Raw genomic sequence first — 23,370 nt, forward strand, 5'->3', positions numbered from 1 at the left:
TTTAATTTCTAAAAAAAGAGAGGCTAATAAATTGGCCTCTTTTTTTAGTGCTTATTCTAGAAGAATTAATTAATTCATATAATATTATATACTGCATTATCAGAGGCTTACATGAAAGATTTAGATAAAGCATTCGCAATTGAAAATCTAAGCAGAAGTTGGAGATGGTTGAATTCAAGCGCAAAGCTGGATTACAAAAACTACTTTAGACATCACTATAATGCTTATGCAGTTTCTTCTAAAGAGAATTTAGAAAGTCTTCGTAAGAGATTAAAACAAAATATATATACCCCATCCCCACCAGTAAAGATATATTTACCCAAAAAGAGTGGAATATTACGTCCTTTTACGATTTTAACAATAGAAGACCAAATTGTTTATCAGTCGTTTGTAAATGTAATAGCTGAAAAACTTTATTCTGTAGCGGGTAAAAATTATGATTTATTAAATTTTGGAAACCAATATGCAGGAAGTAAATCAAGGTTTTTCTTAAAAGATTGGAAAAAAGGTTACAAAGGGTTTAACAGTAGTATAGAAACAGCTTTTAATGCAGGTTTTACAACAACAGCTACCTTTGATTTAACTGCTTTTTATGATTCCATAGATCACAAAGTCTTACGACAGCTTCTTCAACGACTAGGTATTTCTAACGACTTTAATGACAGATTAATAAGTTGTCTTGAAAAATGGACCTGCCATAATCATTATTCCTGTAAAGATCAAAAAAATGAAGTCATATATCATGGACATGGTATACCACAGGGACCTATGGCATCAGGAATATTAGCAGAAGTGGTAATGACTCACATTGATGAAGGATTTAAAAAACTAAAACCTACAATTAAGTATCTAAGATATGTAGATGATATTAGATTAATGGCTTTGGATGAGTATGGCATAAGGAGTTCTCTTTTAAAACTTGATTTATTAAGCAAAGAAATTGGTTTGTTTCCCCAATCGAGTAAAATTAACATTCATAAAATAATAGATTTAGCTCAAGAATTAAAATCTATAAGCTTAGACCCAGAAATTAAAGATACCGACAAGTTAATTGAACCAGATGACGCTTTAGAAAAAATTGATATTATAATAAGGAGAGATAAAAATGTAAATAATGAGACAGCATTGAAGTTTATTATAGGTTTAGCTATTCCAAGCATTAAACTTGATAACCGTTTAATCAAGCTTCTAGATTCACATTCGCATCTTTATAAAACCATATTAAGGTATTTTGAAAGAAGAACAAAGCTTTCAAAATTGATCTCGAAGAAATTAGTAGAAAAGTTAAAGACAGATAATATATACGAGGAAGTAACAGCAAAATACCTTGTATGCTTATCGTCTAATATTCATGAAAAACATATCAATGAAGTAATTGATTACTGCTTAAATAAATTCAAGAATATTGAAGATGTAACTTCTCCTAATTTACAAGCCGCAATTATAAGTTGGATATTAAAAGGATTTCATTTTAGATTTTATGACTTACAAATATTCTTAAAAGATTCTTCAGAGTGGGTAATACAATCTATAATGCATTTAATTAGCGAGAAAGATTATGGCCTACCATCATATGAGCTGCTGATTAACTCTTTTTTAGAAAGAAGGGATAATGATACTGCTTTGAATGCAGCCTATTTATGTATAGTAAAAAATTTAAATATTCAAGCTAATAATGCAGAAATTAATGATTTAGCCCAAATAGCATTATTTAATTTAGGTAAATTAAAAGATAGACCTTTTCGTAAGAGCACAATACCAGAAAGTTTAAAATATTTGTTTGGAGATGTTTTTAATAATTTAGATTGGAATAAATTTTTAGGAAAGCATAAGTTGAAAGCCGAAACGCAAATCTATATTTGTAAGATGTATTCTCAAACTGATGCGACAGCCTTTGTAAATCAGTTAGATGTCTTCAATGATCTTCTTCTTGACTCATTATACTTAAGAGATAATACAATAGGCAAATATAATTTGGGTAAGATTGGTTCTATAAAAAACTCAGTTAAATTAAAAGCTGCATACCCAAATTTTGCTTTAGCTATAAATTTAATTCATGAACTAAGATTAAAGAGTGAGTTGTCCCACTCTTATACATCTGCAAATGGAAAAAGAACTAAAAGGATTTCTTTCACTGAGCTGAGTAGGATAAGAAAGAAATTAATTGCTGGTTACTCGGAATACATAGACAAAGCAAGTTCAATTTTATTAGTTTCTCTTGCAATAAAGGGTGAGCAAAGTAAATCTCATGGCGCGAGCGTCCTCGCTCGTGTCTAACTATTTGGGAGGCCTCTGGCCGGGCGAACCGATATACCTTTCCTAAAAGCAAATCAGCAACAAGTTCCTACCGGCCAGAGGCCGGACGATGGGCATCACGAGCGTGGACGCTCGCGATATTTTTAAATTTTTTAAATTTTTGCTTTTAGCTATCTAATTCTTGCTGCTAAAATTTGCCACCACCTGGCTTAAACCCGTATAAGCCGGAATATGTCGCGGGCATATAAAACGTACGAAGGCGGGCTGTTTTTTGTAACGCTTACTGTAGTAGGCTGGATAGATGTGTTTACCCGAAGCGCGTACTGCGATACTTTGGTGAAAAATTTAAAATTTTGCCAGGAACAGAAAGGCTTACAGCTTTATGCTTATTGCATCATGAGCAGCCATGTACACCTTATTGCTGCTGCCGAAACCGGTACCCTCAGCGATATTCTCCGCGATTTTAAAAGCTATACCGCTAAACAACTATTGCAACTCATTCAGGATAATCCGCAGGAAAGCCGACGAGAGTGGTTGCTGTACTTGTTCCGGCATTTTGCCCGTAAAAATAATTACAACATCGAGTTCCAGTTCTGGCAGCACCACAACCATCCTATTGATTTAAATACAAACGAACTCATCGGGCAGAAACTCCATTACATTCACCAGAATCCGGTACAAGCGGGTATCGTAACCAACGAGCAAAGTTTTGTTTATAGCAGCGCTAATCCACTAAGTCCGTTGCAAATGCAGGTAATTTAAAAAGCAGGGCGTTTGTTTTTTTGCTGTTTTGGTATTATCAGGATGTTTAAGGATGGATCAAAACTTATTTAGCGAATATCAGTTTATTTTAATTGCAGATAAGCGCTTCATTTAAAATGGATGGCCAAGCTATTCAATTTTCGGCAACTTTTACCAAAACCTGATTTTTGCTTCAAAAGCAGGTTGTTCCGGGTATTTATTTTAAAAATTTAACTGACCAATAGTACATCTCCACTTATTAAAGATAAGTACCACTTTAATTACTTCTTTTGCTTTACGTAAGCGGTAAAGTAGGTTACCAGGTTAGTTTTGGCCGTGTTAAACAAATTTACTTTTTCTTCGTGAATTAATTCCTGTTCAATTAAAGGGCGGATTTGCGTTTCAATTACTTTCTTTATTTTATCGAGGTGCTCTTTTTTTTCCTCGCCGCCGTGCAGGTATACCATCAGGTAAGCTCGGTTGGCTAAACTAAAAAAGTCGTAGATACTATCATCCGAAAAAGTTAGCTGGCGCAACTTTTCCAGAACAGGAGCACTTAAGTTATTTAAACTCATACAAGAGATACTTTAAGCAAGATGTAAAAGTAAAGGTATTTACATACGCAGGTATTTCATAGGCTGGCAATATAAAATTAGCTAAATAATTGATTGACGCTGTAATTAAAGGCAATTTTTTAAAAAAATAACTTTTTAGTAACAGGTGCCTTAGAAATTAAACCCCTTTCAGGTTTAGGGGCAAATGCACTATAACAAAAAAGGCGGGTTGCCCCGCCTCTTGTTATTAATGAATCTCAATTTGTTTAGCCGGTTTTACTTTGGCTTCTTCTGTTTTAGGAACAGAAATATAAAGGATACCATCGCTGTATTTAGCAGAGATTTCTTCGCCCTTTACTAACCTTTCAGGCAGGCTGAAGCTACGGCTAAAGGACTGGTAGTTGAACTCTCGGCGGGCAAAGTTACCCCTTTCATCTTTCTCTTCGTGTCGGCTTTCTTTTTGGGCCGAGATTACCAGCAGGTTATTATCTAACTCTACTTTAAAATCTTCTTTGCTCATACCCGGAGCAGCTACTTCCAGCTCGTAAGTATCATTGGTTTCTTTAATGTTAACGGCTGGCACCGAAACACTGCTGGAGTTATGAGTTAATGGCCAGTTAAACCAATCCCTGGTTAACATGTCGTCGAAAAAAGAAGGGATGGCCGGAAAAAAACTGCGATCATTTTTCATTAAAGTTCCCATAATTAAATCCTCCTTAAAATTTAACTTGTTGAGATTAAACCTTTAAATAAAAAACTTAACTAGCTTATAACAAATGCTTTGCCAAACCCATTTTCTGAAAAACTGGCAGATTTGCCGGCATAAATTCCTGCCAGATTCTGAAAAAATTGCAGCGTACACAGAGCCATAAATAGGTTATAAACCCGTGCCTGCGGCCGAACCTTACTTTTTCGGGATTTGGTTACAAGGGCCTTCGTAGCGAAGAAAAAAGTTGATCCATACTGCCCGCGATAACCGGAACATAACCGGAAGCAAACCAATTACAATTACCGCAATGGTGCCCATTACCATACCCAGCGTAACTTCTTTTACCAAAAGGCTTAGTATAAATAACACCGCCAGAAATATACCGGTACTAAAAGCAAAACTCACGTACATGGCCCCGTAATAAAAACCAGGTTCCGGTTCAAAGCTTTGGCCGCAGCAAGGGCATTGCGGGTACATGTCGGCAAAGCGGCTACTGTATAAAGTACCCGGCGGAAACATATTGCCTTCGCGGCACCGGGGGCATTTGGCACTAAGAACAGTATATAATAACGATGGTTTCTGGTTGCTCATACGTTAGGTCTTCAGGTAGGTATACTCCTTTTAAAGGATAAAAGTATACCCAAAATTTATTTTTCTGCTAAATAGTAATCTTAAACTTACCTTATATTAAGGTAAAAGCCTGATACTTTAGCTTAAAAAGTTTGTTTAACGTAACCGGGTTGCCGTTATCAGGCAAATAAACAGGTAAAAACCGCTTTTCTTCATTCGAGCAAAAGCCCGTAACCAGGAATATCAAAATATTATTCGATAATATCTACTACCCGGCCTACCTGGCCATCTTCCAGGCGCACTTTTATTCCGCGGGAGTGGTACGCCGCACTGGTAAGCAAATCTTTTACGATGCCCTGGGTCTGTTTGCCGCTGCGTTGATCTTTTTTTAAAATAATGGCTACTTCTAAGCCCGGGTAAATATCAGCTCGGTTTGTTCCTTTCATTTTTTTAAATTTTTTCTTTTTTCGTGCGCATGGTTGGTGCCCATCAGCTCTGTTTTGTTAAGCAAAAGGCAAATATGCTTTTTTTGTTTTATCAAAAATTGCTAAATTATTTATTTTATTGATAATCAATTAGTAATGTTGGCTGCTTTTTAATTATTTTCGTTATAATTTTGTACAAAAAGCTAAATGCCTTTGTTCTTAAGTTTAATAGTTGGGGCATCGGGTAAACTTGTTTTTAGGGCGCTGTTTAACTAGAAATCATTTAACTGCTTTGAGTAATCCAATCTGGTATTTGCCGGCTTACTGCAAAGAATAACACTGCCCTGTATTGTTGTTTTTCTCCCGTACTGAAAATTCGGCCAGGTTTTTGGTAATACCTTTTAAATTTTCTATTTAAACTTGAAATTTTAATTAGAATTAGCAATAAAAACACGTGTTAGTAGTTAAGCAGGATAGTGAATGAAAGATATAAAATGCTTTATTTATAACAATAGGCCTTTAAAATATCCAAATTTATCAACTTTTAACCTAATAACACGTACTTAGCTAATCCAACTGTAAGAAACCATTTACCAATTTAACAGCAGCCGGAACCCATTTATTTCGTTTGAATCTGTAAAATAAAAGGTATAAATGATAAATATCAGTTTTTAGTTAAGATAATATATTTAGTTTTGTATATATTTGTTATAAAGTAGATTATTGTTAGAAAATTCTGGCAGGTACTTTATATCCCGAAGTTTAATGTTCTAATGAGAGTTAAATTACGCCAAGTTCTTGCAATTACCGCTTTCTTAATCGTGTCAGGATTAGTTACTTCCTGTACACAGCAAAAGCAAAAATTGAGAGAGCTCCGGTTAGCCATAAAACACCTGCTGGAAGACGTAAAGGATCTATCGCACGTACGCCTGGCAAGTGCCGTAAACGAAGAAGTTGCCTTCGACCGAATTGAATTACAAAATACCAAGGGCCATCATACCAGTGTTACCATGGGGCCGGATGGGAAATTATATGCTTGTACGGTAGATGGTAAAATAAAGCGGTTTATAATAAAACCAGATGGTACCCTTATGGATCCGGAAATCATTTACTCCTTGCAAGATGCGGGGGGTAAACGGACACCACGGTTAGCTATTGGTTTAGCTTTTGATCCGGCTGCCACAGCAACCAATTTAATTGCCTGGGTGAGCCACAGTTCGTTCATGTTCTCCGATGGACCCGATTGGGATGGCAAATTAACCCGCTTATCGGGCGCTAATTTAGAAGAAGTACAAGACGTACTCGTTAATTTACCCCGTTCGGCCAAAGACCATTTAACCAACAGCATTGCTTTTGGCCCAGATAAAGCTTTATACTTTTGCCAGGGCAGTAATACCGCCATGGGGGCGCCGGATAGTACCTGGGCTAACCGCCAGGAGCATGTATTATCGGCCGCTATTTTGCGCCTGGATGTAAAAAAAATAAAATCTTTGGAGTTGCCCCTGGATGTAAAAACAGCGGATGGTGGCACTTATGACCCCATGGCGCCGGAGGCTCCGTTAACCATTTATGCTTCGGGTATCCGGAATGCCTACGATTTGGTTTGGCACAGCAACGGCGAGTTGTATGTTACTACCAATGGTTCGGGAGCTGGTGGCAATACCCCTGCCTCGGTAGAAGGCACCCGCCGCCCGGATGGTAGCGTTTATAAAGGTCAAAAAATACCGGCTATCCGCAATGTGGCCGAAGCCCAAAACGATTATTTATTACGGGTAGAAAAAGGGGGCTATTACGGGCATCCTAACCCTAGTCGGGGCGAGTACGTGTTAAATGGCGGAAACCCTACGGTAAATACCGATCCGGCCCAGTTTAATCAATATCCGGTGGGTATCCAGCCCGACCCTAATTACCGGGGTTTTGCTTTTGAGTTTCCGATGCATCACTCCCCAAACGGTATTATTGAATACCGCGGAGGCGCTTTTAAAGGCCAATTAAAAGGTAAGTTGTTAGTAGTTAGGTTAATGGAAAACCGCGATATTATTGTGTTGGACCCCAGTGGAAAGAACAACACCATTAACCGCGAAACACCCGGCAGAGCCATTCCTGGTTTTTCAGACTTTTTACTGCCCTTAGACTTAACCGAAGATTTAAATACAGGTAATATTTACGTATCGGAGTACGGCGGCGACGGGCAAATTACCTTGCTAAAACCGCTCTCTAAAGAGCCCGCTCCTATTTTAAGTTTTAATAGTATTTTCCGGTAAGTAAATTTTTAAAGTCTGGGTTTTACTTCTGCCCGGGCATGGCGCTACCTTCTCCTGGCTTCCAGCTTTGTAAATAACCCCGGCAAAATTCCGGTTCCTTGGTATAAAAAACCGGCCAAATCCAGAATTTATCGTTTAAAGATTATTCTATTTGCGGCAGTTAAAAGCTTTAACGGTTTTAATTGCGTAAGAGAAAGAATTACGATGAATGGGTTATCAAAAGCAATGAATTCTTTATACAAAATACTTACGGTTTCGGCAGTACAACAAGAAGCAGAGGATGTAAAAACAATACGTTTTGCAGAAGATTCAGAAAATAAAATTGAATACCAGGCAGGGCAATACTTAACGCTGGTGCGGCAAACCCATGCCGGTGAAATCCGGCGCTCGTATTCCATTACCTCTTCTCCGGAATTACAGGAGCCTTTAACCATTGGCGTTAAGCGCATCCAGAATGGGCTTTTTTCCCGGCAATTAGTAGATTATGCCCAACCCGGCGACCAGATATACACCATTGGGGCAGCCGGCTTATTTACTTTACCTGCGGATATTACAGCTTATCAACATCTTTTATTTTGCGCAGCCGGCAGTGGCATCACTCCTATTTACTCGTTGCTTAAAACAGCTTTATACGCGCACCCGCATGTAACTATAACGTTACTGTACAGCAACCACGCGCCGGAAAAAACAATTTTTAAAAAAAACTTAGAATTGCTGGCGCAACAGTTCGCAGGGCGGTTGCAGATTGAATTTTTATTTAGTAATAATGCCAATTTAAGCCGCGCCCGCTTACACAAAGCTTTGTTGCATGCTTTTTTGGGGCAGCACGTAACCGCAAAGCCCGAGCAGGTACTTTGTTACATTTGTGGCCCGTTAAATTACATGCGCATGTGTACCTACGCGCTTCGCGAGGCCCATATTCCCGCTGCTAATATCCGGAAAGAAAATTTTAGCACCGATAAGCCCGTAGTCCGTAACTTACCTCCGGATACAGAAGAGCACGAAATAGTAATTCGTTACCGACAGCAAGAATACTACTTAAAGGTGCAATACCCTAAAACCATTCTGCAAGCGGCAAAAGAAGCTAATTTGTTACTGCCATATAGCTGCGAAGCCGGCCGATGCGGAAACTGCGTTGCGCAATGTACCCAAGGCCAGGTTTGGTTATCGTATAACGAGGTGCTCACAGACAAAGATTTAGCGCAGGGCTTAACCCTTACCTGTGTAGGGCATCCGGTAAAAGGCGATGTGCACCTGCGCATTTAATTTATTTTGTTAAAAAAGCGGTGGCAAACGCAAAAATTTAAAAATTAAGGCCGTTTACCTGGTTTAATGGTGGTGGCGCTTTTAGGTTTATTCAGCGTTAATTGTGCTTGCGGCGCAGGCGTTACCGCAGCAATTGGGTTTTCTGCTTTCTTGGTGCTGCCGGGAGTAACGTTTGCCTGGCTCAACCAATCCGTCATATTTTCGGTTACCAGTATGGCTCCTTTAATGGCGGTTACCTTTACCTGCGTTTTTAAATAACTATTCACCTCCTCCGAATAACCCTGCGCTTCACTGGATAAGGCACATGCGGTATTCAGGATTAGTATTATGATGAATGTAGCCCATCTCTTACTACCAGCAAAGAAAATGGGCAGAGTGGCTCGTTTCATAGTTCCGGTTGTTTATAAATAATGCATTTGTTGGTAGGTAACACTCGTTGCGACTACCGGTACAAAGATAAACATAGTATTATGTATTGCAAGGTACTATGTAAATAAATTTTTTTAGAAATTGAGATAACAAAAACGGCTACCTGATCTGGGTAGCCGTTTTTGTTATTCTGGTTCTTATACGTATTATTTCGCGCTAGCTTTTAAAGCCGTAGTTTTTAATTTATCCCGAAACTGCTTCTCAAACTTGTGCACTTTAGGGGCCGTTACCGACTGAACGTAAGGGTTCTCCGGGTTATGTTCGTAATAATCCTGGTGGTAATCTTCAGCCGGATAAAACATTTTGTAAGCCTGGATTTGAGTTACAATCGGGTTGCGGAAAGCCTTCTTCGCTTCCAGTTCTTTTACATAAGCCAAAGCTTGTTGTTTTTGCTCTTCGTTGTGGTAAAAAATAGCCGAGCGGTATTGCTTACCAATGTCGGGACCCTGGCGGTTTAACGTAGTAGGATCGTGGGTAACGAAAAATACTTCTAGTAACTCGGGGTAAGTAACCTGCTTGGGATCGTAGTAAATTTGAATAGACTCTGCGTGACCCGTTTCGCCGGCACCTACTTGCTCGTAAGTTGGGTTTTTCTCAGGGCCGCCACTATAACCGGATATTACCCGGTCTACGCCCCGCAAACGTTCAAAAACAGCTTCGGTGCACCAAAAACAGCCACCCGCAAAAGTAGCCAGTTCAAAGCCCCGGGCTTTTACTTCAGCCGCAGAAAGTGGAGGCAACGGAGGCGTGGTTATTGGTTTGGTTTTAGCCTCGGTGCAGGATTGCAGGGCTATCAGTAATACTGCAAATAAATTAACAAACATTCGATTCATATCAGGCATACATTAAAACAGGTACAATTACACAAAATGGTAAGCTTTATAAACACAACAAACAAAAGGTACGTCTTGGTTTAGCGCTTTGCATTATTCTACGGATGTGTAAATTTTTACTTCAATAATTATACCTACGAATATATTACTGCTTTGGCTTTAAAGATAAATTTTTAAAAATATTTCTGTAGAAGAGGATGGTAAGGCGTACAATTTAGCGTTTCTACCCCGCTGCTTTCCCCGCCAGGCTGGATAATAATCAGGATATATATAGATTCGGTCATTATGTCGCTGTAGAATTAAAATAGAAGCCATTATGTCTGGAATTGGCTATTTAAATGAACGGTAAGGCTACTTAAACCGCGTGGTACGGCGTTTGTATAAATCCAAGGGTAACATTACCTAGGAGATAGAGATGAAGCTAATTAAAAATAAAGAGTTTTTACAGCAAATTGCCCACCAGATTGATGTATTAAATACCTTGGGTGGGGGTATTGCTTTGCCCCAGGTAAAAGTAGATAAACTCGAGAAAGGGGCTATTATCCGGGTTTTTATTCCTTCAGTAAGTCCGGAAGCTTTTCATATAGCATTAAACCAAAATCAATTAACCGTTATGGCGGCTCACCGTTTCGATGAAGAATCTGAAACTGCTATGCCATTATTTAGCCAGCAGTTTACGCTGCCGCCGCAAATAGATTTATCGCGTATTGATGCGGTATTCGAAAATCACGAATTGCAGGTGCGTTTGCCTTACCACACATCAGTTTATAAAACCCGTAACATAGATATCGATATTAAAGATTAAGCCGCCAGGAGCCGCTAAAACGAAAAAAGGATGCCCGCAAAGCATCCTTTTTTCGTTTTAGCGGCTCTTCTTCATAAATAAAGGCTAGCTGCCGCGATAAATGAACCCAAGAACAATTATAAAAATGTTTAAATCGCTTATCTTGCCCAGATACGCTAGCTCCTTGGAGGTGCGTTTAATTAGCATGAAAAAGTACTTTCTTCTTCTCTTCTTGGGTTTGCTTGTTTGGAATACCTACGGACAAACAGGTACTACTAACTTGCAGGAGCCCGGTTTGTTTGTTGGTTTAAATAATGGCCAGCGCATATACGCCCGCAAACTGCAGGTAAAGTCGCCGGTTTTCAAGAAAAGTTTTATTTTAATAGACGACTCGGCGCAGTACGACCTGGCTGGAGTGCAGTACTTTCAGGACCAGCAAGGTTTTTATACCCGCGTGAGCAACAGCAAACGCTCTGATTTTGCCAAGCGTGTGTCGGTGGGCAAAATTTCTAAATTTTATACTTCTAAAACGTCGTACGATAATTATTACCCGGGCATGTACGGGCCTTATGGTTATGGAGGATATGGTTATGGCATGCCATCTACCCGCCGGGTGTATTATTTCTCTAAAGATGGCGGGCCGCTGGCCGATTTAAATTACCAGAACTTGAGAGGTGCCCTTTCGGAGAACGCTGGTAGCATAGAGGTGCTCGAGAAATACCGCCGGGGTAAGCGCTTGCAAACAGGTTTAACAGTACTGGGCTCGGGCGTGTTTGTTTACGGGTTGGTGAATTCAATCAGAAATACGGGGCCAAGCGTAGTAAATCGGGCTGATCCAACTCTGTACCTGGGTTTAGGTTTGGCCGCGATTCCGTGGCTAATGAATTTGTTTCAAAAGGATCACTTGAACGAAGCCATTGAACTTTATAATTACGATCTGGCCCAAGAACCGCCCGGACAACGGTAATTTAGTTCTTAAAATAAACCGGGTTAGTTAAATTCAGATTTTAATAAAATAAACCTGGTACATAGAGCTTCGCTTAAATATTAAAATTTTAAAAAATTAAGTAAGAAAGAGCGGGTACGGGCAAGCGATTTTAAATTTTTAGGTATCTACTTAAATATACAACATGGACGAATTTATGAAAATGGCGATTGCCGAGGCGCAGCAAGGTTTAGCGGAAGGTGGTATTCCCATTGGTTCGGTTTTAGTTAAAAATGGCAAGTTGGTAGCGCGCGGCCATAACAAGCGGGTGCAGGAAAATAACCCCATTCTGCACGGCGAAATGGATTGCTTAAATAACGCCGGCCGCATCGGCAGCTATCGCGATACTGTTATTTACTCTACTTTAATGCCTTGTTACATGTGCGCAGGTACCATTGTGCAGTTTAAAATTCCGAAAGTAGTGGTGGGCGAGTCGCAGACTTTTAGTGGTGCCCGGGCTTTTCTGGAATCGCACGGCGTAGAAGTAGTAGACCTCAATTTGCCGGAATGTGTGGCCATGATGCAGCAATTTATTCAGGCCAAGCCCGAAATCTGGAACGAAGATATTATGGAACTTTAGTGGGTAGTATGCTTTTTTTTAAATTCCGTAGTTGGTTTTTCGCTCTGGTTATTGCTTGCCTATTTAGTAGTTGTGTCCGTAATGCTACTTCCTGGAAAGGCTACACCGAACAGGGCAATGCATCTTACTACGCCGATAAGTTTCAGGGTAAAAAAATGGCGAACGGCCAACCTTACCGCAAAGGCAAGTTAACCGCCGCACATAAAAAACTGCCGCTGGGTACCCGGGTAAAAGTTACGAATCCCAAAAACCACCGGTCGGTAAAAGTTAAAATTACCGACCGGGGACCGCATACCCGCGGCCGCATTTTGGATTTATCGCGGGCTGCCGCCGGCAGGTTAGGCATTATTCAGGCTGGCGTGGCACCGGTAAAATTAAAAGTACTTAAGCCAAAGAAGAGCTCTTCGTAAGGGTAAGCGAAAAGAGAAATTTTTAAAAAAATGTACGTAAGCTCAGAAATAGGCACTTAAAATTACAATCTTAATAATACGTTTTAACAAGAGGTGTACGAAGCTTTAAATGGGTTTTTACCAACCGTAGTGGGGCCGGCTCAGATAGTAGCGCTGGGGTAGTGATAATTCGGAACCGCTACAGAAAATCTAGCGGAGGAGCAAGGAATCAAAACTTCTTAATATATTTATAGTTCAGAAGTTTATGCGTATGAAGCAATTTTTAACTCTCTTCAGCAAACTGCTTATTGGTTGTCTTTCTGTTTTTTCTGTTGCCCAGGCGCAAATCGCGAGGCCATCGGCGATGCCGGCCCGAATGAATAACCAGCCCGTTGGGGATAAGAGTCTTCAATTTATCCAAAACAAAAACCAGTGGCCCGCCTCCGTACGCTTTGCTGCCGATTTACCCGATGGCCGCCTTTTTCTGCAAGATGCAAGTTTTATTTATACCTTTCTCGATGGCTCCCAGTTACCTAATCACCACAGCGACCGCCCTGTTCCCGTACGGACTGCAGCGCTTCCGATGAAGGTGAAAGGGCACGCTTATAAGGTTACTTTTTTAAATGCTACAAAAAATACGGTTAAAGTAAGTGGTGCTGATTTGCGGCCCGGCCTCCGGAACTATTACCTGGGTAACGATCCGCGCAAATGGGCTTCTGGGGTGAAAAGTTACGGTGAGGTAAAGTACCAGAATTTATACAATGGAGTGGCCATGCGTCTTTATCAGAAAGAAGCTCATTTAAAGTACGAATTCCTGCTTCAGCCCAATACCAATCCCAATCAAATTAAATTACATTACGATGGAGCTGCAGTAGCCCTGCTGGCCAACGGCGATTTACGAATTACTACTTCGGTTACTACCGTAATTGAGCGCAAGCCGGTTGCTTTTCAAACCATTAACGGCCAGTTGCGCGAAGTGCCATGCCGGTTTAAATTAACGGGCAAAGTGCTTTCGTTTGATTTCCCGGCGGGCTATGCTCCTAATGTACCTTTGCTTATCGATCCGGAATTAATTTTTTCGTCGTTTAGTGGTTCTATTGCCGATAATTGGGGATTTACGGCTACGTACGATAACGAGGGTAATATGTATTCCGGAGGCGCTACCACGGCGGTCGGGTTTCCGGCCACAATCGGTGCTTACGACATAGATTGGAATGGCTCCGCGGATGTGGACCTGGGGGTTAACGGGGGCTGGGACATTGCCATTTTAAAATATAACCCAACCGCTAGCGGACCAGCTTCGTTGGTGTATGCTACGTATTTAGGCGGTAGTCGCGCCGATCTGCCCAGTAGTTTGGTGGTAAATAGTAAAAATGAACTCATGGTGCTGGGTACCACCAGCTCCGGGGATTATCCGGTAACGGATGGTGCCGTAAACCCTAACTTCAAAGGCGACTTAACCACAGTTAATGGCAATCGGGTGGCCACTTATCCCCTACCGGGCATTGGTTTTGGTTTAGGGTCCGATTTGATAATTAGTCGGCTCAGTCCCGATGGATCAGCGCTATTGGCCTCCACGTTTATGGGCGGTTCGCGGAACGAAGGCTTGCTAGATCAGGAATCGCCTTTGACGCACAATTACGGCGACCAGTTCCGGAGCGATATTATTACGGATGCTGCAGATAATGTGTACGTAGTTTCTTCCACCGCTTCCAGCGATTTTCCGGTTAAGAACGGCTTTCAAAGTCAGGCTGGTGGTGGCGAATCAGATGCTGTTATATTTAAATTAAATGCTAACCTGAGTAACTTAGAGTGGAGTTCGTATTTGGGCGGCCCCGGTACCGATGCGGGTTATTCCATTCAATTGGATGCGGCGACTAATTCCGTTTTCATCTGCGGGGGTACCAATAGTCCTACTTTACCCGGGGTTGCCGGCGCTTACCGTCCCGTTTACCTGGGAGGTGCGGCCGATGGCTTTGTAGCTAAAATCAGTAACGATGGGCAAACGCTGCAACGGGTTTCGTATTTGGGTACCAGCAGTTTTGATCAAGCGTATTTTGTGCAACTAGATGGAACCGGTAATGTGTATTTGCTGGGCCAAACCCGGGGTAATTATCCGGTTACCCGAGGCGTATATTCCGTGGCAAATGGCCGCCAGTTCATTCAGAAGCTAAACAACAACTTAACCGCTAGTATTTTTTCCACGGTATTCGGCAGTAATGATAACCCGGTAGTAACCAATATATCCCCCACCGCTTTTCTGGTCGACGATTGCAACCGCATTTACGTGTGCGGCTGGGGCGGCGACGTTAATACCCGGCCTCCTTACTCCAATGGCACTACCAATGGCCTGCCGGTTACCGCAAATGCGCACCAAGCAACCACCGATGGACAAGATTTTTACCTGATGTTATTATCCAGCGATGCTTCGGCTTTAGAATACGCTACTTTTTTTGGCGGTACCGGAAACCGGGGAGAACACGTAGATGGCGGTACCAGCCGGTTTGATAAACGAGGATTTGTGTACCAAGCTGTATGCGGGGGCTGCGGAGCCACTTCTTTATTCCCGACAACGCCTAATGCCTGGTCATCTACTAACCGGTCGGAAAACTGCAATAATGCTGCTTTTAAATTTGATTTTAACATTGTAACCGCCCGCGCTGGCGATAATGAATCGGTGTGCGCGACCGCCGAGCCCATTCAGCTCACCGGGTTCTCGCCGGCGGGTGGTATCTGGTCCGGGCCCGGGGTAACTCCGGATGGCGTGTTTACTCCCAGCCCCGATTTAATCGGGGTGCAAATTATAAATTATACCGTGGCTAATGGCAGTTGCGTAAGTACCGGAACCAAAACCATTACTGTAGAAGGCGGACCGGAAGTTACTTTTACTACTTTACCTCCATCTATCTGTTTACCAAATGGACCGATTCCGTTAACGGGCAGTTTACCGGGAGGTATTTTTTCCGGCCCTGGAATAGTCGGCAACGTATTTGATCCAACCGTAGCGGGCGTAGGAACCCATACGATTATCTATACTTTACCAAATGCTACCGGCTGTAATTCCATTAGTAAACAACAAGTAGTGGTAAACCAAACCCCAGCGGTAGTTGCGGGACCCGACGAACGGTTTTGCTCCGGCTCCTCCCCTATTCAGTTAACGGGTTTTTCGCCAGCGGGTGGCACCTGGTCGGGCACGGGCGTAAGTCCAAGTGGGCTCTTTACCCCTACCGCCGATATGACCGGTACCTACACGCTTACCTATACCGTGGTTAATAATAATTGCTCCGCTTCTGCTACTAAAATGATCACCATAAATTCTGCCATTCAGTTTGTGCAAAGCCCTGATATGGTAGTGTGCGCCGATGCCGCGCCTTTCCGGATTACGGATGCAGTACCACCGGGCGGTACTTGGTCGGGCAATGGGGTTACCCCGGATGGCTTGTTTACGCCGGGGCCTCAGGTAGTTGGTACTAACGTGCTTACTTATTCGGTAACTCTGGGCGAATGCCGGGGTAGCAGCACCAAAATTATTACGGTAGACCCACTGCCCAAAATAGCGGCCAGCGCAGAGCCTACCGAATGCGGTTCTGCTACGGAACTACGCGGGTACGCTCCTTTCACGGCTAAATTTTTAAATGCTACTACCGGTGCTACAGGTTATCTCTGGGATTTTGGCGATGGTACCACTTCCACCGAAGCTGTGCCCAGTCATGAGTACACCCAAGACGGGAATTTTGAAGTAAAGCTTACCGTGTTTTTTGGCGGTAACTGCGAAATGACCAGCTTGATAACGAGGGTAATTACCGATAAAAAGCAATTGATTCCGAATGTTTTTACACCCAATGGCGATGGTAAAAACGATACTTTTGTACCGGGTGTTACCTGCCTGCCCACCGATTTAAAGGTATTTAACCGTTGGGGACAGTTGGTTTATAACCAAAAGAATTACCAGAATACCTGGGATGGTAAAGATTTGCCCGAAGGTATTTATTTTTACCATTTAACTAATAGCAAAGGCAATAATTGGAAAGGCTGGGTAGAAATTGTGCGCTAATTAAACGACCAGACAACTTCTAATTAACTCCATGGAAACGGACTATTGACTAGGGGTTTTCAGGAGGTCTACCCAAAATTTTTAAAAATTTTACTTTTTAAAGCGGCTTAAGCAAAGCTTAAAGATTATCTACTGGTAAAAGGATGCTAGGGCTTTCTATAGCTTACCAACTACAGCCAATCGGTGAGTAAAGAAAGCAGCACGCCCGCCAGGGTAGCTATTAGCTTGCGCCGGTTAAAATGGTGTTCGGGGCTGGTTTCGAACAGGATGGTAGTAGAAATGTGCAGGAAGTTACCGGCTACTAAACCGGTTAAAACCACGTATAAATTACCGGTTTGCACCTGGTCGTGCAATATGTAATTACTGAACCACAAGCCTAATGGAGAGGCAATGGCAAAAAAGCCCAGGTAAAAAAAGGCTTTTTTAAAATTTTGTAACCGCGATACCAAAATAGACATCAAAGCAAAAGCCGCCGGGATGTGATGAATGGCAATGCCCGCCAGAATCCGGTAAAAGTTACCGGCACCGGCGTGATGGTGGTGCCCCGAAACCTGGTGTTCGCCATTTATTAAAATGCTACCTTCCAGGAACGAGTGAACCATCAGGGAAAACAAAAGCAGGTACGGAATGGCATCGGTTTGCTTTTCGTGGTGGTGCATGTGCCCGTGCTCAATGCCCTGCGAAAATATTTCCAGGATAAGTTGCAGAAAGAACCCCGCCAGAATGTAATAACCAACGGCATGCGGATCCGGGGCTTCTACCAATACGTCCGGCAGTACGTGAATAACCGTTAAGGTAAATAAATACGCTCCGCTAAAAGCCAGTATTAACTTCAGCCATTTTTGGTTATGCTGCGGAAAAAAGCGCACCAGGGCACCCGAAAACATAACCGTTAGAAATAAAACAATACTGGCTAAAAGCATACGGAACGATGCGTTATTTTTTAAGAACAAAAATTAACCGCTCGCTGGTATCTGGGTTATAAGGCTCCAGATCATACGAACCAAATACATTTACCAGGCGCAAACTCGTCATCCGGAAATATTCCATAAACTGATCGTAGGTAAGCGCCCGTACTTTCTCATAAAAAGTATGCTCCTGCCCTTGGTCGGTTACCGAAATGGTTTTTACAATAAAACCTTTCTCTACCTTCTCAGAAATACGGAATAAAATACCATCGATTACTTTTTCTTCGCTACTGCTTAGGTGCTGAATAGCGTAATTGGTATTCATGAAATCGATAACCAGTTTGCCGCCGGGTTTAATGGCCGACACCGTAGAGCGCAATGCCACTACATTTTCGGTTTCGCTACCAAAGTAACCGAAACGGGTAAATAAATTTAAAATTAAATCGTAGTAAGCGGTCCGGAAAATGTCCCGCATGTCGTGCTGGTAAAAATGTAATTGCTCGTTTTCCAAGGGTTTGGCGCGGGCAATATTTTTTTCTGAAAAATCAAGGCCGGTAACGGTATATCCTTTTTGATTAAGGTAAACGGCGTGTTGTCCGTTGCCGCAACCCATCTCTAAAAGCTGGTAAGTGAGCTTGGTATTTAAATGAGCAATTAATTTGTCAATAAAGGCGTGGGCTTCCTGAACATCTTGGTTCCGGTACAAAATATGGTAATACGGTGAGTTAAACCAGGTACTGAACCACTCTTCCTCTTGCTGGTACATGGGTGTTTTTATTAAGTGGCCGCAAAGGTAAGAGTTATTTATGAAACAAAGCCAGAGAAAACTATTTAAAGCAGAATAGCTGGGGTAAAATAGCAAAAACCGGGTCTTGGGCCTTTTAGAAATATGAATTTTTAAAAATTTTATTTTCCGGAGAACCCTATAGCATTTTCATAAATTTAATTTACCGCGTTCAGCATACAACAAAGCAAAAAGGCCGGTAAGTTTAAACTTACCGGCCTGTGGTTCGCTAGTATAAAATTTATTTACAAAGCGGTTGAATCGGATGCAGTGCCTTTAAAATCCGGGTTTTTAACCAGGTCCATGCTGCAAACCGGACATTTGCCGGGCTCATGGCTGGCGCTGCCTTCGCATTTCATGGGGCAAATATAGGCAAACTGCGCCGTGCTGGCAGAATCGGCAGCCGTGCTCGGCGTACTTGTTTCGGCAGCTTCGGTTGCAGTTGTATTTTCTTCGGTAGCAGGTTTATTGCAGGCGCTTAAATAACCACTGCTCACCAGCGCCAGGCCTAAAGCTATTTTTTTAAAATTCATTTTATATAAAAAAGTAAGTTAGCCAGTTAAACAGCACGGGTAAATAGTTGCACCAACTATTCGTGGTTTTCTACGGAACTGCTTTGGTTAGTTTTTGTAGCGTCTTTTACCTGTTCTTTAGAATCATCGAGCGCCTTGTTTGCGTGCTCATCGTGGTTCAGGTTTACATCTTGCCGCGCATTGTCGTGACCGCTATTATCTTTGGTATTATCCAGATTAGACGAGTTGCGGGTACCGGCTGGCACGTAATCTACGGAAACTTTCTTGTCTGGACGTAAATCAGAAGGCTCGCTACTGCAGGCTACCATAAAGGCGGTGCCCAGAACCAAGGCTAAGGTAAAGGCTTTTGTAGTCATTTATTTATTATCGATTAATTCTAACGGGTTTATAAATCTGTAAAAACGATAACTTTTAAAAAATAGATACTAAAACGTTTTATTTATTTGCTTTAAGGCCAAGCTATAGCTCCGGAGTTAAGCAATTAAATTTTTACGTTTCAGGTAGGCATCCATCATTTTTAAATCATTGGGATTATTAAAAATCCGGAAAGGCAAATGAATAAACTGCGCCTTAGATAGCGATAATAAATACGCATCCTTGGTTTTCTTGGCTGTTTTAATCATTTCCCAGTTTACGGGCATGCCTTGCTTTTCGTTTATTTTCATTAAAATTTGGCGGCCATCAATCTCGTACGCCATTTTCTCGAATATAATTTTGTTTTGCTCTAATTGCGTAACGCCAGTAAACTGTACTGCCCAGAATAACAAATAAAGCACTACAATTAAAATAGCCCCAGAAATAAACCACCACGAAGGCCAGATAAAGGCCAGGCAAGCTAAAGCAATCGGGCCAAAAATGAACCACCATTGTTTTCGCAGTAGTTCCAGCATAGCCATTTTAATGTACGTACTTGTTTCCAGCTTGTACTTTTTGGTTTTAATAATCACGGAAATAAATTAGAAATTATGAATTAGAAATTAGGGACTGTAAAACAGATGCGCTACAATCGGGTACAAAAGTAGGTAAAAATTTGCCTTGTAAAAAAAGCAGGCATATATTTTTACCGGTTCTGAACCAGATTTAACAACTTAATTTCTAATACAAACAAGTTTTATTTGCGTGCTTTTAAGCTCAGGTCCAGGCTGCGGATAGAATGTGTAAGGGCTCCCACCGAAATATAATCTACCCCGGTAGCAGCAATGGCGGCAATGGTTTCATCGGTGATGCCCCCCGACGCTTCGGTGGGGAAACGGCCATTTATGAGTTGCACGGCTTCGCGTAACTGGTCTGGGTTCATGTTGTCGAGCATAATGCGATCTATCCCGCCGGTATCCAGCACTTGCTGTACTTCCGATAAGTTGCGGGTTTCCACTACAATTCTTAACTGCCGGTTGGTGCGTTGTAAATAGTCGTGGGTAGCCGCAATGGCTTGTTTAATGCCCCCAGCATAATCTACGTGATTATCTTTTAAAATAATCATATCAAACAAGCCGTAACGGTGGTTTACGCCCCCTCCTATTAATACTGCCCATTTCTCCATCATTCTAAAGTTAGGCGTGGTTTTGCGGGTATCCAGTAAGCGGGCGTTGGTGCCGGCAATTAGTTGGTTTAGCCGGTGAGTATACGTGGCAATGCCGCTCATGCGCTGCATGCAATTTAAAACTAGCCTTTCTGCGGTTAAAATAGACTGGGCTTTACCGGCTACGTGAAACGCAATATCGCCTGGTTTTACGGGTGTGCCATCCGTTAAAAATACTTCTAAAGTAAGGCTTGCATCTACTACCCGGATTATTTCCTGGGCTAGTTCTACTCCGGCCAGAATGCCGGTGCCTTTTACGAGCAGCTTGGCTTCGTTTTTGGCGCTATCCGGAATAGATGCCAGCGAAGAATGGTCGCCGTCGCCGATGTCTTCAGCTAAAGCTTGCTTTATAAAATGCTGTAAACTTTCGTCGGGTATATAGGGTGGTCTCACGGGCTAATTCTTAAATGCAGGTGGCAAGTTATACGTTACAAATGGCAAGTTGCCGATTTATAATTACCTGAACTAACAAAACGACGAAATCATGATGCAGGTTTTTTAATCCGCCTCCATTAAAAATTTAAAAAAAGTAATTGATCAACTTAAAACTTCAGAAAATAAAAAGCGCGACTTTGAACAAAGCCGCGCTTTCTGGTATCTAGAAAAGTGAAATTTTAAAAAAAGTAGTTATATACCCATGCTTTACTCTTTAGTAAACTCAATTGTATCAATCAGGTTTTCGCCTTTAAATTGCTTAATGTACACCATTACGCGGTAAGAGCCACCGTTGTACTTATATTTCATAATCTCGTAAGTTAATCCCTGGTCCGAGGCGCCGCTGTGTAGTTTTTCTAAACCAGTTGGAGCTTGTTTACTAAAAAAATCGCGAAGAACAAATTCGGCTTGGGTTTGGCTGTAAGTAGATTTGTTACCATCTATTCCTACTTCTACGGACGTATTAAAATATTGGGCTAAATCTCGCGAATTACCTCCACTTAGTGCTGCCCGAATGCCGCTCAGCACATCGTCCTGCGCGTATGTTTGGCCAGTAAACACCAAAGAGGTAGCTACCAGCGCCAGCATCGTCAGGACTAATTTAATTTTTTTCATAAGTATGATAAAGTAATCAACCGACTCACCCACCAAAATTGTGCCAAGGTGCGTCTTAATATTATTATATTCTTAGGATTTGGGAGCGACAAGTTAATAAAAATTATAGATTTTACGCCAGAATATTATATTTGCAGCATGAATAAAAAAGTTATTTTAATCATTCTGGATGGGTGGGGTATTTCTACCAATCCGGTTGTTTCGGCTGTAGATCAGGCGAATACCCCGTTTGTAGACTCGCTTTACCAGCGTTTTCCGCACGCTAAATTAGAAGCATCCGGCGAAGCCGTAGGCTTACCCGAAGGGCAGATGGGAAATTCAGAAGTTGGCCACATGAATATTGGTGCCGGCCGGGTAGTGTATCAGGATTTAGTTAAAATAAATGTTTCTATCCGCGAGCACGAACTAGAAAAGATGCCGGTACTGGCCGATGCTTTAGATTACGCCGTAAATCAAAATAAAAAAGTGCATTTTATGGGCCTGGTATCTGATGGTGGGGTACACTCGCATCTGGATCATTTAAAAGCCCTTTGCAGTATTGCTGCCGACAAAGGTTTAAAACACGTATTTGTGCATGCTTTTACCGATGGGCGCGACACTGACCCGAAAGGCGGCGTAGGTTACCTGGAAGACCTGGAAAACCACATGCACCAAACTACCGGGGAGTTAGCTTCTGTAGTGGGCCGTTATTACGCCATGGACCGCGATAACCGCTGGGAACGGGTAAAAGAAGCCTACGACTTAATGGTACACGGTATTGGCCAGGCTACTACTAATCCCATTCAATCGTTGCGCGATTCTTACTTGGCCGGCGTAACCGACGAATTTGTGAAGCCGATTGTAAAAATAGATACAGGCGGTAAACCAGTGGCGTTAATAGAAGAAGGAGATGTGGTATTGTGTTTTAACTTCCGTACGGACCGGGGCCGCGAAATTACGCAAGCCTTAACCCAGCGCGATTTTCATGAGCAGAATATGCACAAGCTTAACTTGTATTATTTAACCCTCACCAACTACGACGACAGCTTTGTGGGCGTAAAGCCAATTTTTGATAAAGATAATTTAAATAACACACTGGGCGAAGTAGTAGCTAACGCAGGTAAAACTCAAATTAGAATTGCCGAAACAGAGAAATACCCGCACGTTACGTTTTTCTTTTCGGGAGGGCGTGAAGCCGTTTTTACCGGCGAAAAACGTTTAATGGCAGCCTCACCCAAAGTAGCTACTTACGATTTAAAGCCCGAAATGAGTGCCTTTGAACTGCGCGATCTTATTGTGCCGGAGCTACGCGATAAAACTGCCGATTTTATTTGTTTAAACTTTGCTAACCCCGACATGGTAGGCCACACCGGCGTGTTTGAAGCCGCGGTAAAAGCCGTAGAAACCGTGGACCAATGCGCCGAAGCTGTAGTAACTACTGCTTTAGCAAGCGATTACGCCTGTATTATTATTGCCGACCACGGTAACGCCGAAATGATGGTAAATCCGGATGGTACTCCCAATACAGCGCATACTACCAACTTAGTACCTTTTATTCTGGCTTCTAACGATTACCAGGGAACTTTGCAGAACGGTAAATTAGGCGATTTAGCCCCAACCATTTTGCAATTAATGGGTATACCTCAACCACCCGACATGACGGGACATTCGTTATTATAGCCGGCTTAAAATTTTATT

23 protein-coding genes are annotated in these 23,370 nt (G+C 42.0%); 10 read left to right on the forward strand and 13 right to left on the reverse strand.

The annotated features are described in order from the left end of the window. Positions 1–111: 111 nt before the first annotated feature. Both HUW51_RS08445 and HUW51_RS08450 read left to right on the forward strand, forming a co-directional pair. Positions 112–2,277 (forward strand): RNA-directed DNA polymerase, encoded by a 2,166-nt coding sequence (locus tag HUW51_RS08445; protein ID WP_185273536.1) that lies wholly within the window; start codon positions 112–114, stop codon positions 2,275–2,277. Between the two features lie 210 nt (positions 2,278–2,487). Continuing rightward, a complete protein-coding gene (locus tag HUW51_RS08450; RefSeq protein ID WP_185273537.1) occupies positions 2,488–3,018 on the forward strand; it encodes an REP-associated tyrosine transposase in 531 nt (176 codons plus the stop codon). Between the two features lie 260 nt (positions 3,019–3,278). Here HUW51_RS08450 and HUW51_RS08455 read toward each other — a convergent pair whose 3' ends face one another. The 4 genes from HUW51_RS08455 to HUW51_RS08470 form a co-directional block, all read right to left on the reverse strand. Continuing rightward, on the reverse strand, positions 3,279–3,572 hold the full coding sequence (locus HUW51_RS08455; protein WP_185273538.1) for a hypothetical protein: 294 nt from the start codon (positions 3,570–3,572) through the stop codon (positions 3,279–3,281). Positions 3,573–3,798: 226 nt separating this feature from the next. Continuing rightward, positions 3,799–4,242, reverse strand: coding sequence for an Hsp20/alpha crystallin family protein (locus HUW51_RS08460; RefSeq protein WP_228466970.1), 444 nt, complete (start codon positions 4,240–4,242; stop codon positions 3,799–3,801). A gap of 213 nt (positions 4,243–4,455) precedes the next feature. Continuing rightward, entirely contained in the window at positions 4,456–4,851 is a 396-nt protein-coding gene (locus HUW51_RS08465; RefSeq protein WP_228466971.1) for a DUF983 domain-containing protein, read from the reverse strand. Between the two features lie 230 nt (positions 4,852–5,081). Further along, positions 5,082–5,276: a YwbE family protein gene (locus tag HUW51_RS08470; RefSeq protein ID WP_185273540.1), complete on the reverse strand. Its 195-nt coding sequence runs from the start codon at positions 5,274–5,276 to the stop codon at positions 5,082–5,084. A gap of 842 nt (positions 5,277–6,118) precedes the next feature. On the opposite strand from HUW51_RS08470, the gene HUW51_RS08475 reads away from it, so the two are divergent. Together HUW51_RS08475 and HUW51_RS08480 are read left to right on the forward strand one after the other, a co-directional pair. Beyond that, positions 6,119–7,519, forward strand: a complete 1,401-nt coding sequence (locus tag HUW51_RS08475) for a PQQ-dependent sugar dehydrogenase (protein ID WP_228466972.1) — start codon at positions 6,119–6,121, stop codon at positions 7,517–7,519. Between the two features lie 225 nt (positions 7,520–7,744). Further along, complete coding sequence (locus tag HUW51_RS08480) at positions 7,745–8,785, forward strand: ferredoxin--NADP reductase (protein ID WP_228466973.1); 1,041 nt, start codon at positions 7,745–7,747, stop codon at positions 8,783–8,785. A gap of 44 nt (positions 8,786–8,829) precedes the next feature. Here HUW51_RS08480 and HUW51_RS08485 read toward each other — a convergent pair whose 3' ends face one another. Next, positions 8,830–9,174 carry a hypothetical protein gene (locus HUW51_RS08485; RefSeq protein WP_185273543.1) on the reverse strand — a complete coding sequence of 115 codons (345 nt, stop codon included), beginning with the start codon at positions 9,172–9,174 and terminating at the stop codon, positions 8,830–8,832. A 186-nt stretch (positions 9,175–9,360) separates the two neighbouring features. Further along, the gene (gene msrA, locus HUW51_RS08490; protein WP_185273544.1) at positions 9,361–10,047 is read right to left on the reverse strand and encodes a peptide-methionine (S)-S-oxide reductase MsrA; all 687 of its coding nucleotides are present in this window, start codon (positions 10,045–10,047) and stop codon (positions 9,361–9,363) included. 415 nt (positions 10,048–10,462) lie between these two features. On the opposite strand from msrA, the gene HUW51_RS08495 reads away from it, so the two are divergent. From HUW51_RS08495 to HUW51_RS08515, 5 genes are all read left to right on the forward strand, one after another. After that, on the forward strand, positions 10,463–10,852 hold the full coding sequence (locus tag HUW51_RS08495; RefSeq protein ID WP_185273545.1) for an Hsp20/alpha crystallin family protein: 390 nt from the start codon (positions 10,463–10,465) through the stop codon (positions 10,850–10,852). 184 nt (positions 10,853–11,036) lie between these two features. Beyond that, positions 11,037–11,798 (forward strand): hypothetical protein, encoded by a 762-nt coding sequence (locus HUW51_RS08500; RefSeq protein ID WP_185273546.1) that lies wholly within the window; start codon positions 11,037–11,039, stop codon positions 11,796–11,798. A 163-nt stretch (positions 11,799–11,961) separates the two neighbouring features. Then, complete coding sequence (locus HUW51_RS08505) at positions 11,962–12,396, forward strand: nucleoside deaminase (protein ID WP_185273547.1); 435 nt, start codon at positions 11,962–11,964, stop codon at positions 12,394–12,396. A gap of 8 nt (positions 12,397–12,404) precedes the next feature. After that, positions 12,405–12,806, forward strand: a complete 402-nt coding sequence (locus HUW51_RS08510) for a septal ring lytic transglycosylase RlpA family protein (RefSeq protein WP_185273548.1) — start codon at positions 12,405–12,407, stop codon at positions 12,804–12,806. Positions 12,807–13,056: 250 nt separating this feature from the next. Next, the gene (locus HUW51_RS08515; RefSeq protein ID WP_185273549.1) at positions 13,057–16,839 is read left to right on the forward strand and encodes a DUF7948 domain-containing protein; all 3,783 of its coding nucleotides are present in this window, start codon (positions 13,057–13,059) and stop codon (positions 16,837–16,839) included. A gap of 170 nt (positions 16,840–17,009) precedes the next feature. On the opposite strand, the gene HUW51_RS08520 is transcribed toward HUW51_RS08515, so the two are convergent. The 7 genes from HUW51_RS08520 to HUW51_RS08550 all read right to left on the reverse strand — a co-directional run bounded on the left by HUW51_RS08520 (position 17,010) and on the right by HUW51_RS08550 (position 21,693). Further along, positions 17,010–17,762, reverse strand: a complete 753-nt coding sequence (locus tag HUW51_RS08520) for a ZIP family metal transporter (RefSeq protein WP_185273550.1) — start codon at positions 17,760–17,762, stop codon at positions 17,010–17,012. A 13-nt stretch (positions 17,763–17,775) separates the two neighbouring features. Continuing rightward, complete coding sequence (locus tag HUW51_RS08525; RefSeq protein ID WP_185273551.1) at positions 17,776–18,513, reverse strand: class I SAM-dependent methyltransferase; 738 nt, start codon at positions 18,511–18,513, stop codon at positions 17,776–17,778. A 263-nt stretch (positions 18,514–18,776) separates the two neighbouring features. Continuing rightward, a complete protein-coding gene (locus HUW51_RS08530) occupies positions 18,777–19,064 on the reverse strand; it encodes a heavy metal-binding domain-containing protein (protein WP_185274669.1) in 288 nt (95 codons plus the stop codon). Between the two features lie 56 nt (positions 19,065–19,120). Then, positions 19,121–19,420, reverse strand: coding sequence for a hypothetical protein (locus HUW51_RS08535; RefSeq protein ID WP_185273552.1), 300 nt, complete (start codon positions 19,418–19,420; stop codon positions 19,121–19,123). 117 nt (positions 19,421–19,537) lie between these two features. Next, positions 19,538–20,011: a YcxB family protein gene (locus tag HUW51_RS08540; protein WP_185273553.1), complete on the reverse strand. Its 474-nt coding sequence runs from the start codon at positions 20,009–20,011 to the stop codon at positions 19,538–19,540. Positions 20,012–20,175: 164 nt separating this feature from the next. Further along, entirely contained in the window at positions 20,176–21,036 is an 861-nt protein-coding gene (gene nadC / locus HUW51_RS08545; RefSeq protein WP_185273554.1) for a carboxylating nicotinate-nucleotide diphosphorylase, read from the reverse strand. A gap of 249 nt (positions 21,037–21,285) precedes the next feature. Continuing rightward, positions 21,286–21,693, reverse strand: coding sequence for a DUF4783 domain-containing protein (locus HUW51_RS08550; protein WP_185273555.1), 408 nt, complete (start codon positions 21,691–21,693; stop codon positions 21,286–21,288). Positions 21,694–21,831: 138 nt separating this feature from the next. On the opposite strand from HUW51_RS08550, the gene gpmI reads away from it, so the two are divergent. Then, on the forward strand, positions 21,832–23,352 hold the full coding sequence (gpmI, locus tag HUW51_RS08555; protein ID WP_185273556.1) for a 2,3-bisphosphoglycerate-independent phosphoglycerate mutase: 1,521 nt from the start codon (positions 21,832–21,834) through the stop codon (positions 23,350–23,352). Positions 23,353–23,370 lie beyond the last annotated feature (18 nt).

The organism is Adhaeribacter swui, from assembly GCF_014217805.1.
Lineage (GTDB): Bacteria > Bacteroidota > Bacteroidia > Cytophagales > Hymenobacteraceae > Adhaeribacter > Adhaeribacter swui.

What these genes read in the sequence shown, in the direction of transcription:
- gpmI (WP_185273556.1), top strand. Translation starts at nt 21,832, where the DNA reads ATGAATAAAAAAGTTATTTTAATCATTCTGGATGGGTGGGGTATTTCT.
- HUW51_RS08515 (WP_185273549.1), top strand. Translation starts at nt 13,057, where the DNA reads ATGAAGCAATTTTTAACTCTCTTCAGCAAACTGCTTATTGGTTGTCTT.
- HUW51_RS08460 (WP_228466970.1), bottom strand. Translation starts at nt 4,242, where the DNA reads ATGAAAAATGATCGCAGTTTTTTTCCGGCCATCCCTTCTTTTTTCGAC.
- HUW51_RS08530 (WP_185274669.1), bottom strand. Translation starts at nt 19,064, where the DNA reads ATGAATTTTAAAAAAATAGCTTTAGGCCTGGCGCTGGTGAGCAGTGGT.
- HUW51_RS08550 (WP_185273555.1), bottom strand. Translation starts at nt 21,693, where the DNA reads ATGAAAAAAATTAAATTAGTCCTGACGATGCTGGCGCTGGTAGCTACC.
- HUW51_RS08520 (WP_185273550.1), bottom strand. Translation starts at nt 17,762, where the DNA reads ATGCTTTTAGCCAGTATTGTTTTATTTCTAACGGTTATGTTTTCGGGT.
- HUW51_RS08525 (WP_185273551.1), bottom strand. Translation starts at nt 18,513, where the DNA reads ATGTACCAGCAAGAGGAAGAGTGGTTCAGTACCTGGTTTAACTCACCG.
- HUW51_RS08535 (WP_185273552.1), bottom strand. Translation starts at nt 19,420, where the DNA reads ATGACTACAAAAGCCTTTACCTTAGCCTTGGTTCTGGGCACCGCCTTT.
- HUW51_RS08445 (WP_185273536.1), top strand. Translation starts at nt 112, where the DNA reads ATGAAAGATTTAGATAAAGCATTCGCAATTGAAAATCTAAGCAGAAGT.
- HUW51_RS08500 (WP_185273546.1), top strand. Translation starts at nt 11,037, where the DNA reads ATGAAAAAGTACTTTCTTCTTCTCTTCTTGGGTTTGCTTGTTTGGAAT.
- HUW51_RS08510 (WP_185273548.1), top strand. Translation starts at nt 12,405, where the DNA reads ATGCTTTTTTTTAAATTCCGTAGTTGGTTTTTCGCTCTGGTTATTGCT.
- msrA (WP_185273544.1), bottom strand. Translation starts at nt 10,047, where the DNA reads ATGAATCGAATGTTTGTTAATTTATTTGCAGTATTACTGATAGCCCTG.
- HUW51_RS08485 (WP_185273543.1), bottom strand. Translation starts at nt 9,174, where the DNA reads ATGAAACGAGCCACTCTGCCCATTTTCTTTGCTGGTAGTAAGAGATGG.
- HUW51_RS08450 (WP_185273537.1), top strand. Translation starts at nt 2,488, where the DNA reads ATGTCGCGGGCATATAAAACGTACGAAGGCGGGCTGTTTTTTGTAACG.
- HUW51_RS08470 (WP_185273540.1), bottom strand. Translation starts at nt 5,276, where the DNA reads ATGAAAGGAACAAACCGAGCTGATATTTACCCGGGCTTAGAAGTAGCC.
- HUW51_RS08455 (WP_185273538.1), bottom strand. Translation starts at nt 3,572, where the DNA reads ATGAGTTTAAATAACTTAAGTGCTCCTGTTCTGGAAAAGTTGCGCCAG.
- HUW51_RS08505 (WP_185273547.1), top strand. Translation starts at nt 11,962, where the DNA reads ATGGACGAATTTATGAAAATGGCGATTGCCGAGGCGCAGCAAGGTTTA.
- HUW51_RS08495 (WP_185273545.1), top strand. Translation starts at nt 10,463, where the DNA reads ATGAAGCTAATTAAAAATAAAGAGTTTTTACAGCAAATTGCCCACCAG.
- HUW51_RS08465 (WP_228466971.1), bottom strand. Translation starts at nt 4,851, where the DNA reads ATGAGCAACCAGAAACCATCGTTATTATATACTGTTCTTAGTGCCAAA.
- HUW51_RS08480 (WP_228466973.1), top strand. Translation starts at nt 7,745, where the DNA reads ATGAATTCTTTATACAAAATACTTACGGTTTCGGCAGTACAACAAGAA.